Source organism: Bacillus coahuilensis m4-4 (assembly GCF_000171615.1).
Classification (GTDB): domain Bacteria; phylum Bacillota; class Bacilli; order Bacillales; family Bacillaceae_K; genus Bacillus_T; species Bacillus_T coahuilensis.
Genome location: NZ_ABFU01000033.1, coordinates 1 through 24,193, shown reverse-complemented (window position 1 = coordinate 24,193; position 24,193 = coordinate 1). Strand labels below are relative to the sequence as shown.

General features: G+C 39.0%; 20 protein-coding genes and 3 pseudogenes. 8 read left to right on the top strand and 15 right to left on the bottom strand.

Features of this window, described 5'->3' with window-relative positions:
* A partial coding sequence (locus M44_RS25160; protein ID WP_010172839.1) for a peptidoglycan-binding domain-containing protein occupies positions 1-1,070 on the top strand: 1,070 nt, incomplete at its 5' end.
* A 116-nt stretch (positions 1,071-1,186) separates the two neighbouring features.
* Here M44_RS25160 and M44_RS21820 read toward each other — a convergent pair.
* A complete protein-coding gene (locus M44_RS21820) occupies positions 1,187-1,654 on the bottom strand; it encodes a flavin reductase family protein (protein ID WP_081447477.1) in 468 nt (155 codons plus the stop codon).
* A gap of 207 nt (positions 1,655-1,861) precedes the next feature.
* Between M44_RS21820 and M44_RS09045 the strand changes: the two genes are divergently transcribed.
* Positions 1,862-2,077 carry a hypothetical protein gene (locus tag M44_RS09045; RefSeq protein WP_010172835.1) on the top strand — a complete coding sequence of 72 codons (216 nt, stop codon included), beginning with the start codon at positions 1,862-1,864 and terminating at the stop codon, positions 2,075-2,077.
* 18 nt (positions 2,078-2,095) lie between these two features.
* Here M44_RS09045 and pflA read toward each other — a convergent pair whose 3' ends face one another.
* The 3 genes and pseudogenes from pflA to M44_RS21815 form a co-directional block, all read right to left on the bottom strand.
* On the bottom strand, positions 2,096-2,827 hold the full coding sequence (gene pflA / locus M44_RS09040; protein ID WP_010172833.1) for a pyruvate formate-lyase-activating protein: 732 nt from the start codon (positions 2,825-2,827) through the stop codon (positions 2,096-2,098).
* Positions 2,828-2,851: 24 nt separating this feature from the next.
* Entirely contained in the window at positions 2,852-5,074 is a 2,223-nt protein-coding gene (gene pflB / locus M44_RS09035) for a formate C-acetyltransferase (protein ID WP_010172831.1), read from the bottom strand.
* Positions 5,075-5,804: 730 nt separating this feature from the next.
* A pseudogene (locus M44_RS21815) lies at positions 5,805-7,588 on the bottom strand (M3 family oligoendopeptidase).
* Positions 7,589-7,739: 151 nt separating this feature from the next.
* On the opposite strand from M44_RS21815, the gene M44_RS09025 reads away from it, so the two are divergent.
* Together M44_RS09025 and M44_RS27510 are read left to right on the top strand one after the other, a co-directional pair.
* Positions 7,740-8,465, top strand: a complete 726-nt coding sequence (locus M44_RS09025) for a TspO/MBR family protein (RefSeq protein ID WP_010172830.1) — start codon at positions 7,740-7,742, stop codon at positions 8,463-8,465.
* A gap of 41 nt (positions 8,466-8,506) precedes the next feature.
* Positions 8,507-8,650 carry a hypothetical protein gene (locus tag M44_RS27510; RefSeq protein ID WP_010172829.1) on the top strand — a complete coding sequence of 48 codons (144 nt, stop codon included), beginning with the start codon at positions 8,507-8,509 and terminating at the stop codon, positions 8,648-8,650.
* Positions 8,651-8,810: 160 nt separating this feature from the next.
* Here M44_RS27510 and M44_RS21810 read toward each other — a convergent pair whose 3' ends face one another.
* From M44_RS21810 to M44_RS28910, 5 genes and pseudogenes are all read right to left on the bottom strand, one after another.
* Positions 8,811-9,821 (bottom strand): hypothetical protein, encoded by a 1,011-nt coding sequence (locus tag M44_RS21810; RefSeq protein WP_420167105.1) that lies wholly within the window; start codon positions 9,819-9,821, stop codon positions 8,811-8,813.
* 57 nt (positions 9,822-9,878) lie between these two features.
* Positions 9,879-10,663, bottom strand: a pseudogene (locus M44_RS29915) (squalene--hopene cyclase); the annotation flags it as partial.
* Positions 10,664-10,705: 42 nt separating this feature from the next.
* Positions 10,706-11,161, bottom strand: a complete 456-nt coding sequence (locus M44_RS28920; RefSeq protein WP_272941189.1) for an MATE family efflux transporter — start codon at positions 11,159-11,161, stop codon at positions 10,706-10,708.
* On the bottom strand, positions 11,124-11,603 hold the full coding sequence (locus tag M44_RS28915; protein WP_029326814.1) for an MATE family efflux transporter: 480 nt from the start codon (positions 11,601-11,603) through the stop codon (positions 11,124-11,126). The genes M44_RS28920 and M44_RS28915 overlap by 38 nt, the downstream gene beginning before the upstream one ends.
* The gene (locus M44_RS28910; RefSeq protein WP_272941188.1) at positions 11,585-12,022 is read right to left on the bottom strand and encodes an oligosaccharide flippase family protein; all 438 of its coding nucleotides are present in this window, start codon (positions 12,020-12,022) and stop codon (positions 11,585-11,587) included. Before M44_RS28910 ends, M44_RS28915 begins: the two co-directional genes overlap by 19 nt.
* A 249-nt stretch (positions 12,023-12,271) precedes the next feature.
* Here M44_RS28910 and M44_RS08995 point away from each other — a divergent pair, with 249 nt between their 5' ends.
* A complete protein-coding gene (locus tag M44_RS08995; RefSeq protein ID WP_010172826.1) occupies positions 12,272-13,522 on the top strand; it encodes an EAL and HDOD domain-containing protein in 1,251 nt (416 codons plus the stop codon).
* Between the two features lie 44 nt (positions 13,523-13,566).
* Here M44_RS08995 and M44_RS08990 read toward each other — a convergent pair whose 3' ends face one another.
* From M44_RS08990 to M44_RS21795, 4 genes and pseudogenes are all read right to left on the bottom strand, one after another.
* Entirely contained in the window at positions 13,567-14,685 is a 1,119-nt protein-coding gene (locus M44_RS08990; protein WP_010172824.1) for an NAD(P)/FAD-dependent oxidoreductase, read from the bottom strand.
* Positions 14,686-14,703: 18 nt separating this feature from the next.
* Positions 14,704-15,447 carry an AAA family ATPase gene (locus M44_RS08985; RefSeq protein WP_010172822.1) on the bottom strand — a complete coding sequence of 248 codons (744 nt, stop codon included), beginning with the start codon at positions 15,445-15,447 and terminating at the stop codon, positions 14,704-14,706.
* Between the two features lie 75 nt (positions 15,448-15,522).
* On the bottom strand, positions 15,523-16,248 hold the full coding sequence (locus tag M44_RS21800; protein ID WP_010172821.1) for a GTP pyrophosphokinase: 726 nt from the start codon (positions 16,246-16,248) through the stop codon (positions 15,523-15,525).
* 95 nt (positions 16,249-16,343) lie between these two features.
* Positions 16,344-19,471 (bottom strand): annotated as a pseudogene (locus M44_RS21795) (efflux RND transporter permease subunit).
* Positions 19,472-19,647: 176 nt separating this feature from the next.
* Between M44_RS21795 and M44_RS08970 the strand changes: the two are divergent.
* On the top strand, positions 19,648-20,511 hold the full coding sequence (locus tag M44_RS08970) for a TetR/AcrR family transcriptional regulator (protein ID WP_010172819.1): 864 nt from the start codon (positions 19,648-19,650) through the stop codon (positions 20,509-20,511).
* A 61-nt stretch (positions 20,512-20,572) separates the two neighbouring features.
* On the opposite strand, the gene M44_RS08965 is transcribed toward M44_RS08970, so the two are convergent.
* The gene (locus tag M44_RS08965; protein WP_029326812.1) at positions 20,573-20,782 is read right to left on the bottom strand and encodes a zinc ribbon domain-containing protein; all 210 of its coding nucleotides are present in this window, start codon (positions 20,780-20,782) and stop codon (positions 20,573-20,575) included.
* A 125-nt stretch (positions 20,783-20,907) separates the two neighbouring features.
* Here M44_RS08965 and M44_RS08955 point away from each other — a divergent pair, with 125 nt between their 5' ends.
* A complete protein-coding gene (locus M44_RS08955) occupies positions 20,908-21,147 on the top strand; it encodes a hypothetical protein (protein ID WP_010172816.1) in 240 nt (79 codons plus the stop codon).
* A gap of 16 nt (positions 21,148-21,163) precedes the next feature.
* Here the strand turns inward: M44_RS08955 and M44_RS08950 are convergent, their stop codons facing one another.
* Complete coding sequence (locus tag M44_RS08950; RefSeq protein ID WP_010172815.1) at positions 21,164-22,447, bottom strand: ATP-binding protein; 1,284 nt, start codon at positions 22,445-22,447, stop codon at positions 21,164-21,166.
* Between the two features lie 171 nt (positions 22,448-22,618).
* Here M44_RS08950 and M44_RS08945 point away from each other — a divergent pair, with 171 nt between their 5' ends.
* Entirely contained in the window at positions 22,619-24,175 is a 1,557-nt protein-coding gene (locus tag M44_RS08945; RefSeq protein WP_010172813.1) for an ABC-F family ATP-binding cassette domain-containing protein, read from the top strand.
* The last annotated feature ends 18 nt before the right edge of the window (positions 24,176-24,193 follow it).

Genomic DNA, 24,193 nt, shown 5'->3' with positions numbered 1-24,193 from the left:
CACTAAACCGATATGGAATTACATGGGAGAAGTTCATTTCAGATGTTAAGAATGCTACTAATTCAAATATTCTACCGATAAATTCGCCATCCATAGTGAAAGGGGTTTCCGGAGAACTGCCATTAAATAATGGGGACCGCGGGGATCTTGTTCGAGAGGTTCAAAATGATTTAATTAAGCTTGGCTACTCTTTGCCTTTATACGGAGCAGATGGATTCTACGGTGCTGAAACTATTCAACAGGTACGAAAATTCCAGAAAGATTATTATTTAACCGTGGACGGAATTGTTGGAGAGAACACGTTTAAAGCATTGAAAGAACGATCTACTACTAAATCTACAGTACCGCCCTCAACATCAAATCAGAACTTATCCATTGGCTCAGTAGGAAGCAATGTCATGATGCTTCAACAAAACCTTCAAAAGTTAGGATACTCTCTGCCTAAGTATGGTAGTGACGGTACATTTGGTCAAGAAACAGAAGATGCTGTTAAACAGCTTCAACGAGATAACGGCTTAATCATTGATGGTATTGTTGGATCTAATACAACAACTAAAATTACCGAATTGCTTACCAAAAAAGATCAAAATACTATGCCTAACCTTTTATTATTCGGTGATAAAGGAGCCGATGTAAAAAAACTCCAAGAAAGCCTAATTCGCTTAGGGTATCCTTTGACTAAATTTGGTGCGGACGGCGATTATGGAAGTGAAACAAAGCAAGCTGTTATGAATTTCCAAAAAGCTAATGGACTGCCCGTTGATGGGATCGCCGGCATACAAACGATGAAGAAAGTGAATGAGCTATTAGACGCTAAAAAAGTTACTATTGAAGCTCCTTATCCATTACCAAACGTTATTCTTAAACAGGGCAGTGAAGGAAACAACGTTAAACAAGTCCAGCAAGCTTTGAAAGACTTGAAACTCAATGTTGGAACAGTGGACGGCATATATGGACCTAAAACAGAAAAAGCTGTACGAGATTTTCAATCAAACTATCCAACTCTTAAGAATGATGGCATTTACGGGCCAAATACTCGGAAATATATGATGTTAGCATTAGAGAATTAAAACGAAGGGGAATCCCCCTTCTTTTTTAACTCGATTATTCACCGCTACTCAATGTGTAGAAATTCTGTTCTAAAATTCTCCCTCAATAGTGATGATAGTCAAAAGTTAGGTAAGGGCTATTTGATAATAAACTGATTCTTTTCTGTCTTATCGTTAATCTTTAAATAAGTAGACCTCCCAAGATATAACGGTATGGTTAATTTATTAAAATCTGGAAGTCCATCTGTTCCAAATAACTCATGATCTTGATACGTTTGGACAATTTCCCCAACAAACCAATCATGATCACCATATGCCCTGCAATCCTGTACCACCAACTCATACGCCATATACGCCTCTTTTACTATCGGAACGCCTAGCTTTTCTCCTAAAAACCATTCCATCCCGCTATCCTTAAATTTATCCGTCACTTCCCCTGACCAAGTCCCAGACTCTTGAATAAACTCAGCAAATTCATAGGGAACAAAGTTGACTCCAAAGTGGTTCGCTTGCTGAACTAACGAATAAGTGTATCGTTCTTTCCCAATAGCCACCCCGTACATAGGTGGATCCATTGAAATAAACGAGTGCCATCCTGCAGCCATAATATTTTTTCGGTGCCACTATTTACTGTAATTAGTGCTACCATACCTGGATAACTATGCATCTTAAAATTTTTTGTGGATTTTAGCAATCCAATCCCCCCTCTATCTACTTTACTTCCCAATAGGAAAAATAGTAAAAATTGAAGGTGAAAATTAGGACTACCTTTCTATCCTCACTGCATATAGATGTATTGAGGAGGGGAAGACATGGTATATTATACAGTGATTACTCTTGGGTTTCTAATAGTTATAGGCCTTTTCACTTGGGTATTTATCTTTTTATTGCAGGAGGCATTAGATACTCGCTCAGCCAAGTACGTAGATCCCCCGTGGGAGCCTATTAAACTACAAGAAGGTTTGGCACAAGGACCAAATATATATACAGATGAAGAAGAAACAGAAGAACCACGGAAGGAGACTTAACCTTCCGTGGTTCTTCTTTTAACCTAATACAAGGTCGTATGCTCTGTTCACTTCTTCTTCTTTTGGACTGTGTACGCCTTCTAAAGGATATGAAATTCCTAAGGATTCCCACTTATAGACTCCTAGCTTATGATAAGGAAGAATCTCAAATTTCTCCACATTGGATAATTGTTTAATAAATTCTCCTAATGCTGTTAAATTTTCAGCACTATCGGTTTTCCCCGGAACTAATACATGGCGAATCCAAACAGGGATTGAGGATGCTTCAAGATACTTTGCAAACTGATGAATATGTTCATTTCGCTTTCCCGTTAAGTGCTTATGAGCTTGACTGTCCATATGCTTTAAATCAAGTAGAACTAAGTCCGTCCACTTTAGTACTTCATTTAGTTTATTCATAAAGGCCTCAGATGTCTGAAAGCATCCCCCTGAAGTGTCAATGGCTGTATGGAGATCAAATTTTTTACATTCTTTAAACAACTCTAGTAAAAAATCTAAATGAAGAAGTGGCTCTCCTCCACTTACCGTGACTCCTCCACCAGAAGACTGCAAATACGGTAAATACGATGTAATGTCTCTCATCAACTCTTCAACGCTCATACTATTTCCTGCACCTATTTCCCATGTATCAGGATTATGGCAATATTGACACCGAAGCAAGCATCCTTGGGTAAAAATCACATAGCGAATTCCCGGTCCATCTACTGTTCCAAAAGATTCTGTTGAATGAATAGTGGTGGAACCTATCATGGTGATCCCTTCTTTCTTAACCGATTACATCATCTCATGGAAGGTACGGGTAATAACATCCTGTTGTTGTTCTCTCGTTAGCTTAATAAAGTTTACCGCGTAACCAGAAACCCGAATAGTCAGCTGTGGATATTTCTCTGGTTGCTCCATAGCATCGAGAAGGGTTTCTCTATGGAAAACGTTGACGTTTAAATGATGACCAGATTTCATCACATACCCATCAAGCAAAGCTACTAAGTTATCAACTTGTGCGTCATCTGTTTTACCAAGCGCAGAAGGTATAATACTAAATGTATTACTAATTCCGTCAAGCGCAGATGCGTACGGAAGTTTTGCTACTGAGTTCAATGAGGCAAGAGCACCTTTTACATCTCGTCCATGGAAAGGATTGGCTCCAGGGGCAAATGGTTCTCCCTTCTTACGTCCATCTGGCGTACTACCTGTTTTCTTTCCGTACACCACATTACTCGTGATGGTTAAAATTGACATCGTTGGCGTGGACTGACGGTACGTCTCATGTTTACGTAATTTATTCATAAATCTTTCTACAAGATCCGTTGCGATCTTATCTACTTGTTCATCATTGTTACCAAACTTCGGATAATCTCCAGCTACCTCATAATCAACAGCTACTCCATCTTCATTGCGCAGTACTTTCACCTTGCCATATTTAATAGCGCTTAAGGAGTCTGCAACAACAGAAAGCCCGGCGATTCCAAATGCCATTGTACGTAAAACTTCTTTATCATGTAGTGCCATCTCAATTCGCTCATAGCTATATTTATCATGCATATAATGGATGATATTCATGGTGTTGACATATAGTCCTGCTAACCACTCAAGCATCACGTCATATTTCTCTTTCACTTCTTCGTAGTCTAAGTAATCACCTGTAATAGGTTCCACTTTAGGTCCCACTTGAACTCCTAGCACCTCATCTTTACCGCCATTAATTGCATAAAGGAGAGCTTTCGCTAAATTAGCTCGCGCACCGAAAAATTGCATCTGTTTCCCAATTCGCATAGCAGAAACACAGCAAGCAATTCCGTAATCATCACCGTAAATTGGTCTCATCAGCTCATCGTTTTCATATTGCACCGAGCTTGTTTGGATACTCATTTTACTACAATATTTCTTGAAAGATTCTGGTAGCTTCTCTGACCATAGAACGGTTAAATTCGGCTCTGGTGCTGGACCTAATGTATCAAGAGTATGAAGCATTCGGAATGAGTTCTTCGTAACCAGTGGCCTTCCATCTTCACCCACACCGCCAATCGATTCTGTTACCCACGTTGGATCTCCACTGAATAACTCATTATATTCAGGCGTTCGCGCAAACTTCACCAGTCGAAGCTTCATCACAAAGTGGTCAACTAGCTCTTGTGCTTCTTGCTCAGTAAGAAATCCATTGTTTATATCTCTTTCAATATATATATCTAGGAATGTAGAAACACGCCCAAGACTCATTGCTGCCCCGTTTTGCTCCTTAATCGCTGCTAAATAACCAATATATAGCCATTGAATCGCTTCTTGCGCTGTCTCAGCAGGACGAGAAAGGTCAAGTCCATATGATGTTCCTAGCTCTTTCAATTCTTGTAATGCTCTCACCTGTTCCGCATGTTCTTCACGATCACGAATCGTTTCTTCTGTCATAGCTCCACTTAACGTAGCAATATCTTTCTTCTTCATTTCTATTAAAAAGTCTACTCCATATAGAGCTACTCGGCGATAATCTCCTATAATACGCCCACGTCCATACGCATCTGGTAAACCAGTGACAATCCCAGCTTTTCTCGCTAGCTTCATTTCCGGTGTATACGCATCGAACACACCCTGGTTATGGGTCTTTCTGTATTTTGTGAAAATCTCTTCTACCTCTGGATCTAACTCATATCCATAGGAGCTTAACGAAGTTTCTGCCATGCGAATTCCACCATATGGCTGCAATGAGCGTTTAAACGGATGGTCCGTTTGAACCCCAACAACTTTCTCGAGCTCCTTATCTAAGTATCCGGGTCCATGAGAGATGATAGAGGAAACGATCTTTGTATCTAAATCCCAAACACCGCCACGTTCTCTCTCTTCTTTTGTAAACTCCATGACTTTTTCCCAAAGCACTTTCGTTGCTTCAGTGGCTTCCGATAAAAATGCTTCATCTCCCTCATAAGGGGTGTAATTCAGTTGGATAAAATCACGCACATCCACTTCATTCATCCAGTTACCTTTATTGAATCCTTCCCAACTCATCTTCATCACGCCTTTATTAGTTTTTTCTATCTCTATATAGAAAACATAGTACGATATGCGAGTAGAGTCTGTGAAAAATATCACATATTTTCTTGAAGGCGGTTACGAGATATTGAAATGACAGGCTTTGTGAGTCATGAAGGTTTTGTGAACATTTGTGAGGGAGGGGGGATTGTGCCAGGGTTTTTGAGCAATTGGGTGGGGGCTTCTTTCCTTGTGCGGCTAAGGTTTGATCTGGTGCGGGGAACGCATATTCTCGTGCGGGTGGATCTTCTTCTCGTGCGGCTTTCCTCTTATCTGGTTCGGGGCTGCTTTTCCTGTGCGGCTAAGGCTTGATCTGGTGCGGGCAACCTATCATCTCGTGCGGGTGGATCTTCTTCTCGTGCGGCTTTCCTCTTATCTGGTGCGGGGCTGCTTTTCCTGTGCGGCTAAGGCCGAATCTGGTGCGGGTGGACCTTCTTCTCGTGCGGTTTTCCTCCTATTTGGTGCGGGGCTGGGTTTCCTGTGCGGCTAAGGCCTGATCTGGTGCGGGCAACCCATCATTTCGTGCGGGGGGATCTTCTTCTCGTGCGGTTTCTCCCTATTTGGTGCGGGGCTACTTTGCCTGTGCGTCTACCTCTCAACCGGCGCGGGGAACGGACGAATTTGAGCGCACGTCCATTTTTATCTCTCCAACATCTCCCCTTCCCAAAGAAAAAACGCCTCCACGAGACGTTTTCCCCAAAACCAACTATTCTGTTAAAGATAAGAACTCTTCCACGTCACCTACACATAGCTTGACGCCTTTCTCCCAGAATTCTTCTTTTGTAATGTCTTCTCCTAAATGCTTCATGGCTAGGTCTTCTACGCTCATGACAGCCGTATCACGTAGTAAATCGATATACTTTTCTTCATAATTCTCCGAAGCTTCTAATGCTTTTGCATAGATACTTAGTGAGAATAGATATCCGAACGTATACGGGAAGTTATAAAACGGTACGCTTGTAATATAGAAGTGTAGCTTTGATGCCCAGAAGCGCGGATGATACTCGCTCAAGCTGTTCCCGTATGCTTCTTTTTGAGCCTCTTCCATTAGTTCATTTAAGCGAGTTGCCGATACCAAGCCTTCTTTACGCTCTTGATAAAAGCGAGTTTCAAATATGAAACGAGCATAAATGTTCATGAAGAACGCAACACTTCGCTGTATTTTATCTTCTACTAATGCAATCTTTTCATCTTTAGACGTCGCTTCCTTTACCGCTGCATCGGCTACAATCATTTCAGCAAATGTTGATGCCGTCTCTGCTACGTTCATGGCATAGTTACGGTTAAGCATGTGCTTTGGACGTAGTGCATATGAATGGAACGCGTGCCCAAGTTCATGGGCTAATGTCGCTACATTGGACATAGATCCTGAATACGTCATAAAGATACGCGATTCTTCACTCATCGGGAATAGTGTACAGAATCCACCAGGTCTTTTACCAGGTCGATCCTCTGCTTCAATCCAAGCGTTTTTAAAAGCGTGGCGTGCAAATTCAGCCATTTGAGACCCAAACTGCCCGAAATGCTTTTCAATAAATTCTGCTCCTTTTTGGTACGAGAATGTATTAGTTGAAGCAGATACGGGTGCATCTAAGTCAGACCAAGCAAGCTTGTCTTTACCAAGTAGCTTGGCTTTACGGTCTAAGTATTGGACAAAGGATGCTTGATGCTTTGTAATGGCACTCCACATCGCATTTAACGTTTCTTCCTTCATACGGTTATATTCTAGAGGCTCTTTTAAGACAGACTTCCATCCTCTTGCCTCATACGTTTGCAATCTAAATCCACCTAAGTGATTTAACGTGCGTGCAAACATATCCTCTTTCTCCTCCCAAGCTTTTCTAACGTATGTGTTACATTTCTTCGTACGTCTTCGTCTTTATGAGAGGAAAGATTATTCGCTTGACCAACAGAAAGAGTTTTCGTTTCTCCGTCCACCTCTACTTCTACTTTCATGCTGCCCACTAATGTATCGTACATTTGGCCCCAGCCGTGATATCCATCAATGGCAAGAGATGAAATGAGTGATTCTTGTTCACTTGGAAGCTTATCCTTCGCTTTGTCACGCCATTCGTTTAAGACGAATGAAAGCTCTTGAAGACGATAGTCTTTTAACAGAGCATGCCACACTTCTTCATCTGTGTGGGAAAGCTTTTGTTGAAATGATGTAAAAGAGTTTTGGAATGTCGCGCTGTAGGTTGTTAGTTCTCCTCTTAGAGCATCGGACTTTCTGTCGTTCATATCTTGAGCTTGAAGACAGCTCACAAATGCACCCGCTTGACGTAGGTAGAGTATAATTTCTGTTGAAAGCTCAATAAACGTCGCTACTCGTTCACTGTCATCCTTTTGTTTAGGAACATGAAAGCTTGCTTCTGATGACTTAAATTGGTCAATTTTATTATGTAATTCATCTAAATGAAATCGTAATTGTGGCGATTCACTACCACCTGGAAAGAATCCCTCTAAATCCCAAACTTCACTATACTTCATGTATTAACCTCCCCTTCTATATGGTATATTTTACACATTTTTTAGATAAAAGACGAATCTAACCATGAAAAAGAAAAAAGAATCAAAAAGGTTATGTTGTCCTTCACTGTGGAATAGTATGAGTACTAATTACAGGATTGGAGAGATTAGCATGAAGAGATTTATTCTTTATCTCGTTTTCTTTCTTTTAGTTATTGTCGTCAATGCGTTATCCAACACTCTACCTTTTAACGGGAAAACAACAGGAGAGATCGCGAATTCTGTTCAAGTATTGTTTCAACCGGCTGGTTATGTTTTTTCGATTTGGAGTTTAATTTATTTAACACTAGGTGTATGGATTTTAAGACAGCTTCCTAAGAGTCGAATAGATTTACCCATGTACGATCAAGCCCTTGTCCCATTTATTATTAGCTGTATTTTAAATTGCACATGGATTTTCATGTGGCATTACGAGTATTTTGCCGTTTCCATAGTGGTTATGCTTGCACTCCTTCTTACAATTATTTGGCTGTATGTTACGGTTAAAAGCACAGGCCCTAGCTTTTTTGACCTTCTGCCATTTTCTCTCTATATTGGTTGGATTAGCGTAGCAACCATTGCTAACATTAGTTTCACTTTAGAATATTATGATTGGAATGGATTGGGCTTATCTGATGTAACGTGGACCATCATCTTATTAGTTGTTGGAACACTATTCGCTTTGTTTTTCACTAAAAAAGAAAATGATTTTGTGTATCCACTTGTATTTGTCTGGGCTTTTATCGGAATTGGTGCTAAAAATCAAGAAGTTGAACCCGTTGTCGCCTATACAAGTTTTATTTTAGCTGGTGTGATATTGATTGGAATGGGCTATTTGTTTGCCAAGCGGAGTGAATAAATGGACACCTTTGTGAGAGGCTAAGGATTGAGGTGAATATCATGAATTCCAATCAAAAGAACAGAACGATAGCTGGGACAGATATTGATGAAGTGAAACGATTAAACAATCAATCTGGATTCACATACAATCAAGTTGTAGAGAAAATGGAACGTGAATTAAAAGAAAAAGGGAATGCGAGGTGAGGAGCATCACGCATTCCTTTTTTGTGTCGTGCGCTTGGTGACCTTTTCTGTGCGGATACACCTCCATCTCGTGCGGGGGCTTTCTTCCCGTGCGCCCACTATAATTCCAATTCGTACAAAAACACCATCTTAGAGCAATTAAAAAAGAGGCGCAAGGCCCCTACATAAATTTACGCATATAATGGCCCATTGTAAGCAACGGAAACACATAGCGATAGCTGTGATAATGGATATAAAAGGCCTTCGCCATTCCTTGCCCCATTGGATAATCCATCGTCCAGTCTTCATGATTCCAATTCTCCAATAGATACTCCATCCCCTTTTTTATTTCCACTGTCTCCTCTTTTTCATAAGCGATTAAAGCATCCACCGCCCAAGCCGTTTGTGTCACTGTGCTTTTCGATAAGGGGATATACGTTTTTTGTGAGTCACTCTCGCAAGATTCTCCCCATCCCCCGTCGTCCTGTTGTATAGACTTTAACCAGTCTATTCCTTCTTGTACGGAGGGATGCTCCTTACTTACTCCAACAGCTTGTAATCCTGTCAAAGCCGCCCACGTGCCGTATATATAACAAATTCCCCATCTTCCGTACCAAGAACCGTCTCGTCTTTGATTTTCGATTAACCAGTTCACCCCTCTTTTAATGGCCCCAGAATCCTTATATAGATGAGCTGATTCTCCTAAAAATTCTAGTGTTCTACCTGTTAAATCAGGAGTGGAAGGGTCGGTTAACAAAAACTCAGCACCTTGTACCGGTAATAAATGAAGAAAGGTTTTATCCACACCTTTTTCAAAAGCAGGAAAGCCTCCATCTTGATTTTGCATGCCCAAGGTAAACGAGAGACCTCTGTACCAAGAAGATTGATAGTTTGGATGAGAATGTAGTGAGTTTTGAATAGAGCGCAGAGACGCTGTTGTGTCATCCACATCAGGATTAAAGGTATTACTGTGAGAAAATCCCCATCCACCTGGTCCAAGATTCGGCTGGTATATTGCCCAGTCTCCAAATTTAGTGTGCTGTCGTTGAAGTAAGTAATGATTCGCCCTCATAACCATAGTATCATCTGGAGAAGCTCCCGCTGTCTGTAGTGCATGACTAATGAGGGACGTGTTCCAAATGTGTGCGGTTGTATATTGAATATGGATTGTATCTTTTACAGTAGTATTCATCGATAATAGACCTCGAGCAGCTTTTTTAATAACTTTATGATCTTTCGTATACCCAACTGACAAGAGAGCATAGATCATAAAAAACGTAGAGCTGTAGTAGCTCAGAAGAGTTCCATCATCTTCTAACCGATCGAGCATATAGTTTTCCGCCTGTTTTCTTCCAAGTGTATGAAGCTCATTTGGTAATCCTATTAGATTGTTCACACCCTTATTAATCGCCTTCGTGAAACCGTTCCACCCTCTATCCTCTGACCACCAGTACAATTCTCTTACATATAAATGAGAAATATCTGGCGTTTCCGTTGTCTTTGGAATTTGAAACTTTGAATCTGCCAATAATAAAATCGGAGCAATATTAGAACGACCAAATACAGAGAAATCATAAAAGTTTACGGGAAACTTGGTGGTAATAATATGAACTCGACGGGGATAGGAAATAGCTTCGGCCAATCTAAATGTCCTGTTGTAGCTAATAAGACTTTCGTAAACATATCTGCTTTTGCAAGGCCTCCAAGCTTTCGGATACGATTTTCAATGGTCGTCATCGATAAATCTTGTGCCCGACGATAGCCAGAATAAAGAAGTGCTACATAGGCTTCAATCGTCAAGGAAAGATTGTCTTCCTTTTCATCACGATAAAGTTTAAAGCCTCCTGATTTAGATTGCATGGATTCTATTCTTTTGACTAGCTTTTCAACCAAATTCTCATATTCTGTAAGATGTAGAGTTTTGATAAGAATAATGGTATAGCAATCTGTTTTGATGCCTGTATCAAAAGCATACCCCCATGAACCATCTTCTTGCTGATCCTTCCTAAGCCTTTCAATGATCCCATGAATCACATCATTCAACTTATTCAATCCTTTCCCTTCCTTTCTAGTACATTATTTTAGATACTTTGGCCTTAAAGTAAGTGAGAGTTTTTCTTTTATCGAGAAAAAGTGCAAGGAAGCAGATAATACAGCGCCCGTGTTCATTCCAAGAATCACGCCTAGCATTCCTAGAGACGGCATACTACCTAACACCCATATAACTAAATAAGAAATAACTGTTGACCAAATAATGTGGTACATGGCCTCTTTTACTAAGCCAATACCAATTAAGAACGCTTGAAACGGAATGATAAAGAAGTGGAACAGGAAGTACGGCCAGAGCAACTGAAGATAGACTGTAGCGGATATACTTTCAAAAAACATTCCTGTTAATAGATGACCATAAAAGTAGAATAATAGGATAGACGGTATACTATAGACAGCTGTAATGACCATCACATTTTTCAGCAGTCTTTTCACCTTTTTCATCTCATGTTTTGACCATGCCTCTGATACAATAGGAATCAAGGCAATTAATAAAGAGTGCGCGATAAAAGCTGGAAAAAAACCAAATGGTCAGCGCAACGCCTGCTAAGAGTCCAAATTGTTCGGTTGAAGTGGTTACATCCATCCCACTATGTATTAACGCGGCTTTAATTAAAAAAGGCTGGATGGCATGAGTCGCTGCATGAAATACTCGTAAAATGGTTGTGGGAACCGATACTTCTAACAATGCTTTCCCTACTTCCTTTCTCGGTACTTGTTTGAATGAGTCGTCCTTTGACCGAATCCAATACAAATAAAAACTAAATAGTAAATACAAACACACAACTGCTTCTGCTAGTAGGAATAACGTTAAGGCAATAAACAAGGCTGTATCCCCCGAAAAATCATAGAGTATAAATACGAAAATTAAGAGAATGAGCTGTACCCCTTTACGAAGAAAATTACTTACCGCAACTTTCCCCATTTGGTGAACCCCCATAAAATAACCACGACAAAGAGAGGAAAAGCCGTAATAGGAATGGCCACAACAAACAACCAACGAATAGTAGAATGATACTCTGAAAAAATTGGAAAGAAAGTAAACAAGACAATAAAGAATGTCAATAAGAAGCCTGTGAGAATCACTGTGTAGAAAATCGTATGTCTTAGGGCTTCTCGGTGATACGATCTTTCTTTTTCGGCTATAAATTTAGAAAGCGAAATGGGCAACTCTAATGAGGCGATAATGACAATAAGGAAAAAGATAGGAAGAAGAGACATGTAATGCCCTAACCCTTCTTCACCTAAATGCTGCGCTAACTGCAGATTAATAATAAATTCCATACACTCCCCCAAAAAGGCAGCACCAGCGAGTAAAAATACGCTTCGATATAGTACTTTCAAATCTAAATTCACCTCATCTTTATTCTCTTTTCATCCTATGAGACAAGCCTAGATTTTATTTATCATTTTACATGGAACCTTACATGAAGTAAGTGTCGATTAGATTGAGGGAGTAATAGAGGATTTTGTCGAAATTTATTCTACCTTTTGTCTTCACTATACATATAGTAAGTTTAGGAAATTTATAGTAGAATATACCTTGTTACTTTTGTCAGAGTACGCAATACTTCATCTTATGGAGGAAATACGTTGGAAGTATATGTTGCAAGACAACCAATTTATAATGAACATAATGAGATATTTGCTTATGAACTTCTTTATCGAAATAATCAAACGAATGCATTTCCAAATATAGATGGAGATGTGGCAACTTCAGATGTGATTATTACTAGCTTCTTAAATATCGGAATTGATGAGTTGTCTGCGGGGATGCCCTGCTTTGTAAATTTCACAGAGTCTTTACTTAAGTTAGATGTTCCTAGCTATTTTTCCCCGCGAGACTTAGTAGTAGAAATTCTTGAAACGATGACGATTAATGAAGAAACCGTAGCGTTAGTGCGAGGCTTAAAAGAAAAGGGGTACCGAATTGCGTTAGACGATTTTTCTATGAACCCCGCCAATCCATTTATGCGAGATTTAATCAAGCTAGCAGACTTTGTAAAAGTAGATTTTAGAACCACCACGAAAAAGGAACGAGAACAAACTGAGATTCTTTGTAAATTCTATAAAATTACTTTATTAGCTGAAAAAATTGAAACAGAAGCTGAGTACTTAGAGGCTAAAAGCAAAGGATATTCTTTGTATCAAGGATATTTTTTCAGCAAGCCCACTATTATGAGTTCTCATGACATACCGCCGTATATCTATTCCTATTTTAACTTAATTGAGAAGCTTTCTGATCCAGAACCAAATATTGAATTGATAAGCGACTTGATCAAACAAGATTTATCTCTTTCTTATAAACTATTGAAACTGGTCAATTCACCTGCATTTCGACCGTCTAACAAGATTAACTCCATTCAACAAGCCGTTGTATTGCTTGGTATCATTGAGATACAAAAGTGGATATTTGTTTTAGCGGTCAGAGATCATCAGCTTGAACGTTCAGCTCAAGAAATCGAAGTCGTTACTCAGTGCTTAATTCGTGCACATATGTGTGAGCTTATCGCTAAAGCAAAATACACTTTTTCTAGCTCCAGCTTTTTTCTAACTGGTATGTTTTCTCTAATGGATACCATCCTTTCCTTATCCTTAGATGAAATTCTAAAGAAGGTACCTCTTCACGAAGAGATCCGATTAGCGCTTCTTGGAGTAGAAAATACTCAATACAAAGCCTTAAAGCTCGTAAAGCAGTTAGAACAAGGAAACTGGGAAGATGTCGACCAAGCCTCTGCTGATTTGGGAATTCAATCAGAGCAAATTGGGAGACTATATAAAGAAAGCATCCTTTGGGCTGAAGATGTTATACATGCAACAAAGAAACAAGAAGCATCTGAATAGATTACCCACACTTTAAAGGTAGAGCAACTTTTGCTCTACCTTTTTTATTCTATAGCTCCTTCGACTGGATAATCTGAAGGATTTAACACGGTTTCATACCCCAAAACATGATAGGCTAATTCTTTTCCCAAAAACGGCCCAGCCGTTAGACCTGAGGCACCTAAACCATTTCCTACGAAAAGGTTCTCAACTCCAGGAACTCCTCCAAACACCGGTAAAAAACCTGGAGTATAGGGTCTAAATCCAACACGCACTCCTGTTAACTCACTATTTTTAAGCATGGGGGCATACTGTAACGATTTATCAAGAATTTCGAAAATGCCTCCGGCAGTTGGTCTTGTATCTCTTTCCTGCCCCCCCTCATCATCGTGAGTCGTTCCCACAACCATTTTCCCTGCTTCAAAAGGCACAAAATAATGAGAAGAAGGCGGCATCACAACCGGTAAGTGGTCCGTATGTTCCCTTGTTCGTAAATGAAGAATCTCTGCTTTTTGTGCCGTCACATGAAACTCAATTCCTACTTGTTCTAGAAGCTCTTTTGCCCAAATTCCGGCAGCTACTACCACTCCATCAGCTTCTACAACTTCATCGTGAACCAAGACGCTCACTTGGCCTTTTTGATTTCTTCTAAGCGACGCTTCACTTCTTATGTGCTTGGCACCGTGATGAAGGGCAGAACGAATAAGTGCATCTCTTATTTTTCTTCCGTCTACACGACCCGCTCCACTAACATAAACAGAAGAATAGTTTTCTCCGATGAACGGAAATCGATTCTTCGTCTGAACTTCGTCTAATAACGCTATATCTTCCATCTCTGGCGCTTCTTCTTTTCTCTTCCGTGAACGTTCTTCCATTTGACTAAGTTTTTTCTGGTCCGTATGTAAACTAAGCGCTCCTACTTTTTGGTATCCAACATCCTCATTTAATAACAATTCTAGTTCTCTGACTAATGGAGGATAGTAGGCCGCACCACCTTTAGCTAAGTTATACCACACCTTGTTTCGTCTTTGCGAAACCCACGGGCACACAATCCCTGCTGCAGCCTCCGTTGCTTGTCCCTCATGAGCTTTATCAATGAGTACAACCTTCACTCCTTCTTTAGCCAGATGATACGCAGTTGACGCACCTAGTATTCCCGCTCCAATAATCACATAGGTTTTCACTATACTATATTCCCCTCTTTACTGTTCATCTTCTTGAAATAGCTCATACAAAAACCTTTCACGATTTTGTAAAAAGTAACTCGTAATCGTATAATGATCGGTCATTTCATAGGAAGTCTCTTCAATTTTCCCCTCATCAAAACGATAGATTGTGGCATCTGGATAGCCTAATAGAATAGGTGAATGAGTGGCAATAATAAATTGACATTGGCCATCCTTTGTTAAATCATGCATGATTTTCATAAACGACAGCTGCCTTTGTGGAGATAAGGCAGCTTCCGGCTCATCCAATAAATAGATGGCCTGTTCTTCAAATCGGTGAAGAAACAAAGATAAAAAGGATTCTCCATGAGACTGCTCATGGAGTGATTTACCACCATAGCGGTTATATTGATAGGTTGGATCTTCTTCGTGCAGTCGATCTAAATACGATGCAAAATGGTAAAAGCTTTCTGCACGCAAGAAAAACCCTTTATTTACTTTAGGTAGCCAGGATAATCGTAAATGCCCACTTAAACTTGAATCAGAGCGATGTACATTGTATGTATCATTTTGACTCCCCCCAGCGAGGTTAAAGCCACAGCCATCTGCTATCCCTTCAAGTAATGTAGATTTTCCTGAACCATTCTCTCCTACAAAGAAAGTGACATTTTGTTTAAATTTCATTTCCTTAAACTCTTTTATGGTAGGAATAGAAAAAGGATATCCACTTGGAGTTCGCATCTTATCATCTTTTATACTAACCTGTTTTAGAAATACCATGTCACGTCTCTCCTTTATTGTTCATCCTATCACAGATTTTCTAGAGGAGGGAAGGCATAACGTAGTGAAGGATTTTTAATCAATCGTTTGATTAAGAGAACTGTTTGTCGGCCTTTTAAGGAAATCCTTGACCCATTCCATCATCCATTCTTCTTCCATTTGTTTTTCATCTTTTTCATTTTCTTTTATTTGTTCGACTTCTGTATGAATGGCCAGCATTTTACTGTCTAACATCGAAATCATATCGGCCGCTTCTTTTAATTCATTCTGTAAAGAGAGAGGAATCTCTTTGTTGAATTTATAGTAAATCTTGTGTTCAAGACTTGCCCAAAAGTCCATGGCGATGGTTCGAATTTGAATCTCCACCACTACCTTTTCTGTTTTTTGGCTCATGAATACAGGGATGGATACCACTAAATGCAAGCTTTTGTAGCCATTTTCTTTTGGTTGCTGAATATAGTCTTTCACTTCGATGACTTCAATATCATCCTGTTTTTGTATCATCTCAACAATTTGATAAATATCTGTGACAAATGAGCAAGTGATCCGAATACCTGCGATGTCACGGACATGTTCTTTAACATTGGCAGGCGTAATAGGAACCCCTTTTCGGTATAGCTTCTTTTGTATAGATTCAGGCGACTTAACGCGTGACTTTAAATGTTCAATCGGGTTGTGATGATGAATTTGCTGAAATTCTTGATTTAATATATTCAGCTTCGTGTTCATTTCATCTAATGCAAATTTGTATTGTAACAAAAGCGTTTTCCATTGAAGAATGGTTTGTTGAATCACGTTCATGATAATGTATGACTCCTTTCAATCATAAGAAAGTTGTTAGTAGTTATTGTGTGTTAAAAAGAGCCACTCCTGATGAAGAAGTGGCTCTTTGTTTATTATTCTGCCTTGGATTTACGACGAAGCTTCATCAGTGCTTCATATACAATAGGTACAATAAGAAGTGTTAACAACGTTGAGCTTGTTAACCCTCCGATTACTGTTACCCCAAGCCCTCTTGAAATTAAGCCACTTCCTTCAATTCCAAGTGCTAATGGGAATAGGGCACCAATTGTTGCAATAGCTGTCATTAAGATTGGACGTAATCTCGTTGCTCCAGCTTCTAATAACGCTTCTCTCGTAGACAAACCTTCAGCTTCTTTGTGAAGAACACGGTCAATTAAAACAATGGCATTTGTCACAACGATACCAATTAACATCAGGGCACCGATTAATGCAGAAATACTAATCGTTTCTCCTGCAATCAGAAGGGCAACCAACCCACCAATAATCGCAAATGGTAATGAGAATAGGATAGCAAACGGAGCAAGTGCACCACCAAATGTGATAACAAGGATCAAGTATACAATGGCGATTGCTGCAAGCATGGCTAAGCCTAATTGAGAGAAACTAGAAGCGATATCTTCTGATACACCGCCAGTGTCTACTTCAATACCAGACGGGATATCAATTTTATCTACTTCTTCTTGTAGCCCGATTGTTGCTTTCGTTACATCATCGATTACAATGTCACCACTCACTTCAACGTAAAGCTTACCGTCACGACGAGTAACTGTATCACTAGTGTTTCCTTCCTTTACCTCTACTACGTCGCTAATTGGAACGTCGAATCCGAGAGCGGAAGGAATCGTTTTATCGGTTAAGTCTTCAATATCACTATATTCTTCCGATTCTACTTCAACATATACGTTTAAGTCTTTTCCATCTTTCTCAATCGTTGTTAAAACTGGTGTTGTGTATTGCGTCATGAGAGCCATACCAACTTGAGCGGGAGTAAGACCTAACTGGCTTAACTTTTCTTGGTCAGCTACTAGAGTATACTCTTCATACGTTTCAGAGATACTTGTGTCAACATTACGGAAGTTCTCATCTGCTTCCATTACATCTTTAATCTCATTAACTACTGGCTCAATGTCTTCTAAAGAATCCCCATAAATATAATACGTTGCAGAATTTCCACCTGTTGACGCGAAGTCTTGAGATGCCCATTCTCCTTTTTCAGACATTCCTTGAAGATCTTCTATCACTTGTTCTTTTTCTGACTCAAACTCTTCTGTATCATCATTGTACATAACATAGAATAAGGCTTCATTTGAGCTACCAGGACTCATCGGATTTTCTCCACCAACTGAATATTGAATGGTTTCTACATCCGCTTTTCCTTCAAAATAATCCTCAGCTTCCTGAGCAATGGATATCACATCTTCTAACTGTTGACCAGGTTCTGGCTGATAAGAGGCGATGACCATTTTCTCTTCTTCAGAAGGAATAAAACTTACACCAATGAATGGTACTAAGAAGAAGCTTCCGACTAGCATCGCAATGGCTACTAAGCTTGTAATGATTTTATGATTTAAAGACCAGTTTAAAATACGCTTGTAACCATTCGCCATTTTACTTGGCTTTTCTTCATGGCTAAGCTTTACACCTTTTTTAAAGAACATATGTGCTAGCATAGGTACTACGGTTATAGCAACAATTAATGACGCTAATAGAGCAAATGTTACGGTTAAGGCAAACGGTAAGAATAACTCACCAATCATACCTTCTACTAACCCTAGTGGTAAGAATACAGCCACCGTGACAATAGTAGAAGAGAAAATTGGAACGAACATCTCTTTTGTAGATTCTCGTATCAGATCCATACCTGTTAAAGTTTCACCTTTAAGCGACATACGGCGATAGATGTTCTCGATTACAACAATGGAGTCATCCACAACTCGGCCTATAGCAACTGTCATGGCACCTAAGGTCATAATATTTAATGTTATATCTAACTGATTTAAAACGAGTAATGCAATTAATAAAGATAACGGAATGGAAATAACAGATATGATAGTTGATTTAATATCTCGTAAGAACAACATAATGATGATAACGGCGAACAGGGCACCAAATAAGGCTTTACTTAGCATTGTATTTACTGATTCAACAATTGGTTCACCTTGATCAAACGTATGAACAATTTCTATTCCATCTACTTCATCTTCAAATTTAGCAAGCTCTTCTTTCACTGCATCGACTACATCCACCGTGTTATCGTCTGCACCTTTACAATAGATAGAGCAATAGACTCTTTTCCATTTGTACGAGAGATAGATTCAGCCTCTCCAACAATTTCAATCTCAGCTATTTCACTTAAAGAAATCGTTGGTAATTCAAAGGATTGCGGGGCCTCTGTGGTTTGATTTTGCACTTGACCAGGTTGACCTTGACCTTGCGCTCCTGCTGGCGGCAGCTCTTCTGATTGCGCAGCTTGTGCTGGAATGACTGGAATTTGAATAGCTTCTAGTTCTTCCAATGTTGTTGCATTTCCATCAACCACTACGGATTTTTCTGTTTCACCAAATGCATATAAACCTAATGGGAACGTTACATCGGATGCTTGGATGACTTGAGTTACGGTATCTTCTGTTAATCCTAATTCAGATAGTTTCTCTTGGTCGAAAATTAACTGAACTTCTTCTAATTGTTGACCTGATACTTCTACACTTCCTACCCCATCAAGACCTTCTATGCTTGGAACAATATCTTCCTCAACAAGTTGGGTTAATGTGGCTAAGTCCATATCATCATGGGCAATACTAGTGGTGATGACAGGAAAGGCATTGAAGCTTAATCTAGATGTTTCAGGGTCTTCTACTCCCTCTGGAAACTCTACGTCCTTTAACGCTTCTTCTACTTCTTCAACCGCTTCGTCCATATCTTTACTAAATTTGTATTCTAGTTGAACGAATGAGGCATTTTGGAATGAAGTCGAACTAATAACATTCAATCCATTTGCATTTTGTAGTTTCTTTTCAATCGGTTCTGATACCTTATCAGCTATCTCCTCTGGTGTTGCTCCAGGATATACCGTCGTAACGCTGACAATCGGTGTATTAATATCTGGTAAAGTCTCAAGCTTCATGTTGAAACCTGAATATAACCCTGCTACAGTTACAATGATGGTAATTAACCAAACAGCGAACTTATTTTTCAGGTTAAAATTAATTAATCCATTCACCCTAAATCTCCCTCTCTATATCTCGTATTGACCAATTGGTCACTTCAATAACCATACTATAATGGATTGTATAGCGGGGAGTCAAACATAAAATTTGTAAATATTCTTTCATAAACATTTACAATTTATGACCAAGTGGTCATAATAAAAGTAACTTACAACAAAAAGGTGATCTCATGACAGAGAAAGAATTATTAATAATGGAAACAGCAATGAAATTGTTCGCCCAAAAGGGATATAGCTCCACTTCCATACAAGACATCACCCGTGAAAGCGGGATTTCTAAAGGAGCGTTCTACCTTCACTTTGAAACAAAAGAAGCATTGCTATTGCAAACATTTCATTATTATTTTGGAAAGATCAAAGAAAATACAGACCACATTATGCAATTGCCCCTTTCACCAAGAGACAAGTTGGCGAAACAAATGGAAGTTCAATTAGAGGATGTATTGCGGCATAAAGAATTCATCATTATGCAGTTTCGAGAGCGTGCCATTCCGTTTTCAAAAGGAATTGAAGAATTTTTACATCAAATGAAACGTGCTAGCTTTCGTTTCTATCAAATGAGTTTACTTGAAATTTATGGAGAAAAAATACGCCCCTACACTCTTGATATCAGTTTTTTATTAAGTGGCATATTTGAACACATACTAGGTATGCTAATTTTTGAAAAGATTCCACTAGACCAAAGAAGAGTTCCTCCGTTTTTGTTAAGAAGATTAGACGACATTGTTGACGGATACATTAGAGCAGAAGAAGCCCCATTGTTAAATCCCGAACTGTTTAGTGAATTGACGAAAGAGTCCAAATGCTTTCAAGATAACGTCATCGAACAAACCATGCGTGAAATTACATTCTTATTGGAATCGGAAAAAAATCCATTATTACAAGACACTCTTCTATTGATAAAAGAAGAACTACAGTCCTCTTCTCCTAGAATCGCATTATTAAAGGGAATGAGAGCAAATATTGAAGGAATATCCCCTTATAAACAATTACAGAAGCAGTTAGATTCCCTCATGACTATTGGACTTGAATAATGGTGAATAGAACCTTAATACAAGAGAGCTGTCTACAAATCAGAGTAGACAGCTCCATCTTTTACCCTCCAAAGAAGAAGTCTAGTAGGTTAGAGCCTGTAGATACTTCTTTGTTGTACAGCTCGGAATATCCACAGTTCTTACAATACACCACTAAAAAACGATTATTTTGAACATCGAACATCTTAGATAATCCTGTCCCAGTTGTCGCAATCTCCTTTTGACCAGCGTTCGTACTTCCACATTTCATACAGCCCTTTGTTGTTTTCATCGTCATCCCTCCTCCTTTTCTTTACGAACGAATCTTTTTTTGGTTTCAACTATTTCTACGAAGGATAAAGGATCTAGAGTTGGCAAATGATTCCTTCTTCTCTATGCTATTAGTAGGTGATAAATTTGAAATTACTGAATTGGAAATATACAACAAGAAGTCAGATTAAAGCGTATTTTTCAGATTACCCACACTCCCTTGTGATTTTTAGAAAAATCAGGCGATATTACCTTGTTTATGAAGTGAAGTGGTCAGATGTTGATCCTCCTGTCACAAAAGAAGCACTTGAGAAAATGGAGATTCTGCTGAATAAAGAATTTGGGTATAGTACCGCCTACCAACAACGAAAAAGTCGGACACCCTAAACAGCGTGTCCGACTTTTATACGGTTGGAAGGATAATATCAACCTTCGTCCCCTTACCTACTTCACTGGTTATATGAATAGAGCCACTATGCCGCTCTATAATACTATAGCTGACGGCTAACCCTAGGCCCGTACCTTTTTCTTTTGTTGAATAAAAAGGTTCACCTAATCGATCTAGTCGTTCTTGATCAATGCCATGGCCATTATCGACGATTTCAATGATGACTTTATGAGGTAGTGACTTCATTCTAATATATATTCTCCCGTTGCTAGGGATGGACTCTAGCGCATTTTTAATCACATTGATGAATACTTGTTTTAATTGATTACTATCGCATAAAACATTCGTAGAAGCTGTTGTTTCATCTACACACTCTATTGCAATGTTATTAAGGTTAGCTTGAGCCTCCATTAACACTAAAACCTGCTTCAATATCTCTTTACTATCTTTCTTCGCAAAACGAATATCCTGTTGCTTTCCTAGAATCAACATTTCACCCGCTATTAAATTGATTCGTTCTATTTCTGAAAACATAATCGATAAGTAGTTGCTATTGTATTCTTTAGATGTTTGCATTAATTGTACGAACCCTTTTAGAGAGGTTAATGGATTACGAATTTCATGTGCGACCGCTGCCGCTAATTGTCCAATCACACTCATCTTTTCAGATACAATCATCATTTCTTCTTTTTTCTTTTCTGTCGTTATGTCTCTAGCTATTCCAAATACTCCTGTTATTTCACCTGATACAATAATAGGAAGCATGGAAATTCTAAGCAATATCTTTTTCCCTTTTGATTGAATCCATATCTCGTATTTTTGAGGATAACCGTTTAGCGAATTAATATAATATCTTCTTGCTTCATATAGCGCTTCACCTTCTAATAGCATTTCTACACTTTTCCCTTTCAGTTCAGAAGCTGAGTGCCCTAATAACCCCTCGCCTGCTGGGTTAATATTAATAAACAACCCTTTTCGACATAATTCAAAAACCATATCTGGATTATGATTAAAAAGAGACTTATAATGCTGCTTACTCCGTTCAAGCTGCCTTTCTTTCTTTCGCAGTGCTTCTCTTGATTGAATTAGACCATAAGACCTTTTATACACAAGTCCATATAAAAATAGACCCGTAATCACCATAAATACCCAACCTTTATAACGCTGGAATAATAAAAAGGATTCATAGTTCTTTTTCGAGAGGGAATAAGCTGCAGTATCAGAAATAAATATCCACAACACCCCTAATCCGATAAATGTTAAAGAAATTACTAGTGCATTTTTTCGAGCTTCTTTCATCTCATCCCGCCACCTAAAACAGTATTATTCATTGTTAGTTTATTCTAAACCCTATAAAAATAAACTACAATGAAATGATTACTAGTTTCTTGTGCCGCAAGAAGCGCGTATAATGAACGGTAGATGATAAAAAGTAAGGACAACAAGCAACCATAAAGAAAAGGTGAAAAAATGAGTATATTATCTGTATCAAAACTTAGTCATGGCTTTGGAGACAGAGCCATTTTTAATGATGTATCTTTCCGTCTTTTAAAGGGAGAACACATTGGCTTAGTAGGAGCTAATGGTGAAGGAAAGTCTACATTTATGAATATTATTACAGGGAAACTACAGCCAGACGAAGGGAAAGTAGCCTGGAGTAAAAATGTTCGTGTCGGTTACCTAGATCAACATGCCGTTTTACAACAAGGCTCAACTATTCGTGATGTGTTAAAAACGGCGTTCCAATATTTATTAGATATGGAAGCTGAAATGAACACTCTATTTGAAAAAATGGGCGATGCATCACCAGAGGAATTAGAAGCACTACTTGAAGAAACAGGAACCATCCAAGAAACGCTAACAAACAATGATTTTTACATTATTGATGCAAAGGTAGAAGAGGTTGCTCGAGGACTTGGATTAACAGACATCGGTCTAGAAAAAGATGTTCATGATTTAAGTGGTGGTCAGCGTACGAAGGTATTACTTGCAAAGCTGCTACTAGAAAAACCCGACATATTATTATTAGATGAGCCGACTAACTATCTAGATGAGCAACATATTGAGTGGTTAAAGCGCTATCTACAAGAATATGAAAATGCATTCGTATTAATTTCTCATGATATCCCGTTTTTAAATAGCGTCATCAATCTGATCTATCATATGGAAAATCAAGAATTAAACCGATACGTCGGAGATTATCATGATTTTGAAAAAGTATATGAAATGAAAAAACAGCAGCTTGAATCAAAATTCAAAAAGCAACAGCAAGAGATATCAGAGCTTAAAGACTTTGTAGCTAGAAATAAGGCGCGTGTCTCTACTCGAAATATGGCCATGAGTCGTCAAAAAAAATTAGACAAGATGGAAGTCATTGAACTTGCTGCAGAACGTCCTAAACCAGAATTCCATTTCAAAGAAGCTCGCACTTCTGGGAAGGTCATTTTTGAAACAAAAGATTTAGTTATTGGATATGACCAGCCTTTATCCCAGCCACTTAACCTTCGTATGGAAAGAGGTCAGAAGATCGCCTTAGTGGGAGCGAACGGAATCGGAAAAACGACCCTACTAAAGAGCTTACTTGGAGAGATTCGACCTATCTCAGGTGAGGCAATGAAAGGGGATTATCTTCATATAGGATATTTTGAGCAAGAGATTAAATCCAGTAACAACAATAGCTGTATTGAAGAGGTGTGGAGCGAATTCCCATCCATGACTGAATACGAGGTGCGTGCAGCTCTTGCAAAATGTGGACTGATGACCAAGCATATTGAGAGCAAAGTGTCTGTGTTAAGCGGTGGCGAGAAAGCAAAGGTACGCTTATGCAAGCTCATTAACCGTGAATCAAATGTCCTCGTTTTTGACGAGCCGACTAACCATTTAGATGTGGATGCTAAAGAAGAATTAAAACGGGCACTAAAAGAGTACAAAGGCAGCATTTTACTTATCTCCCATGAACCCGAATTTTACCAAGAGATCGCTACTGATATTTGGAACGGTGAAACATGGACAACGAAGATATTTTAATATGCTAGCTTATTATTT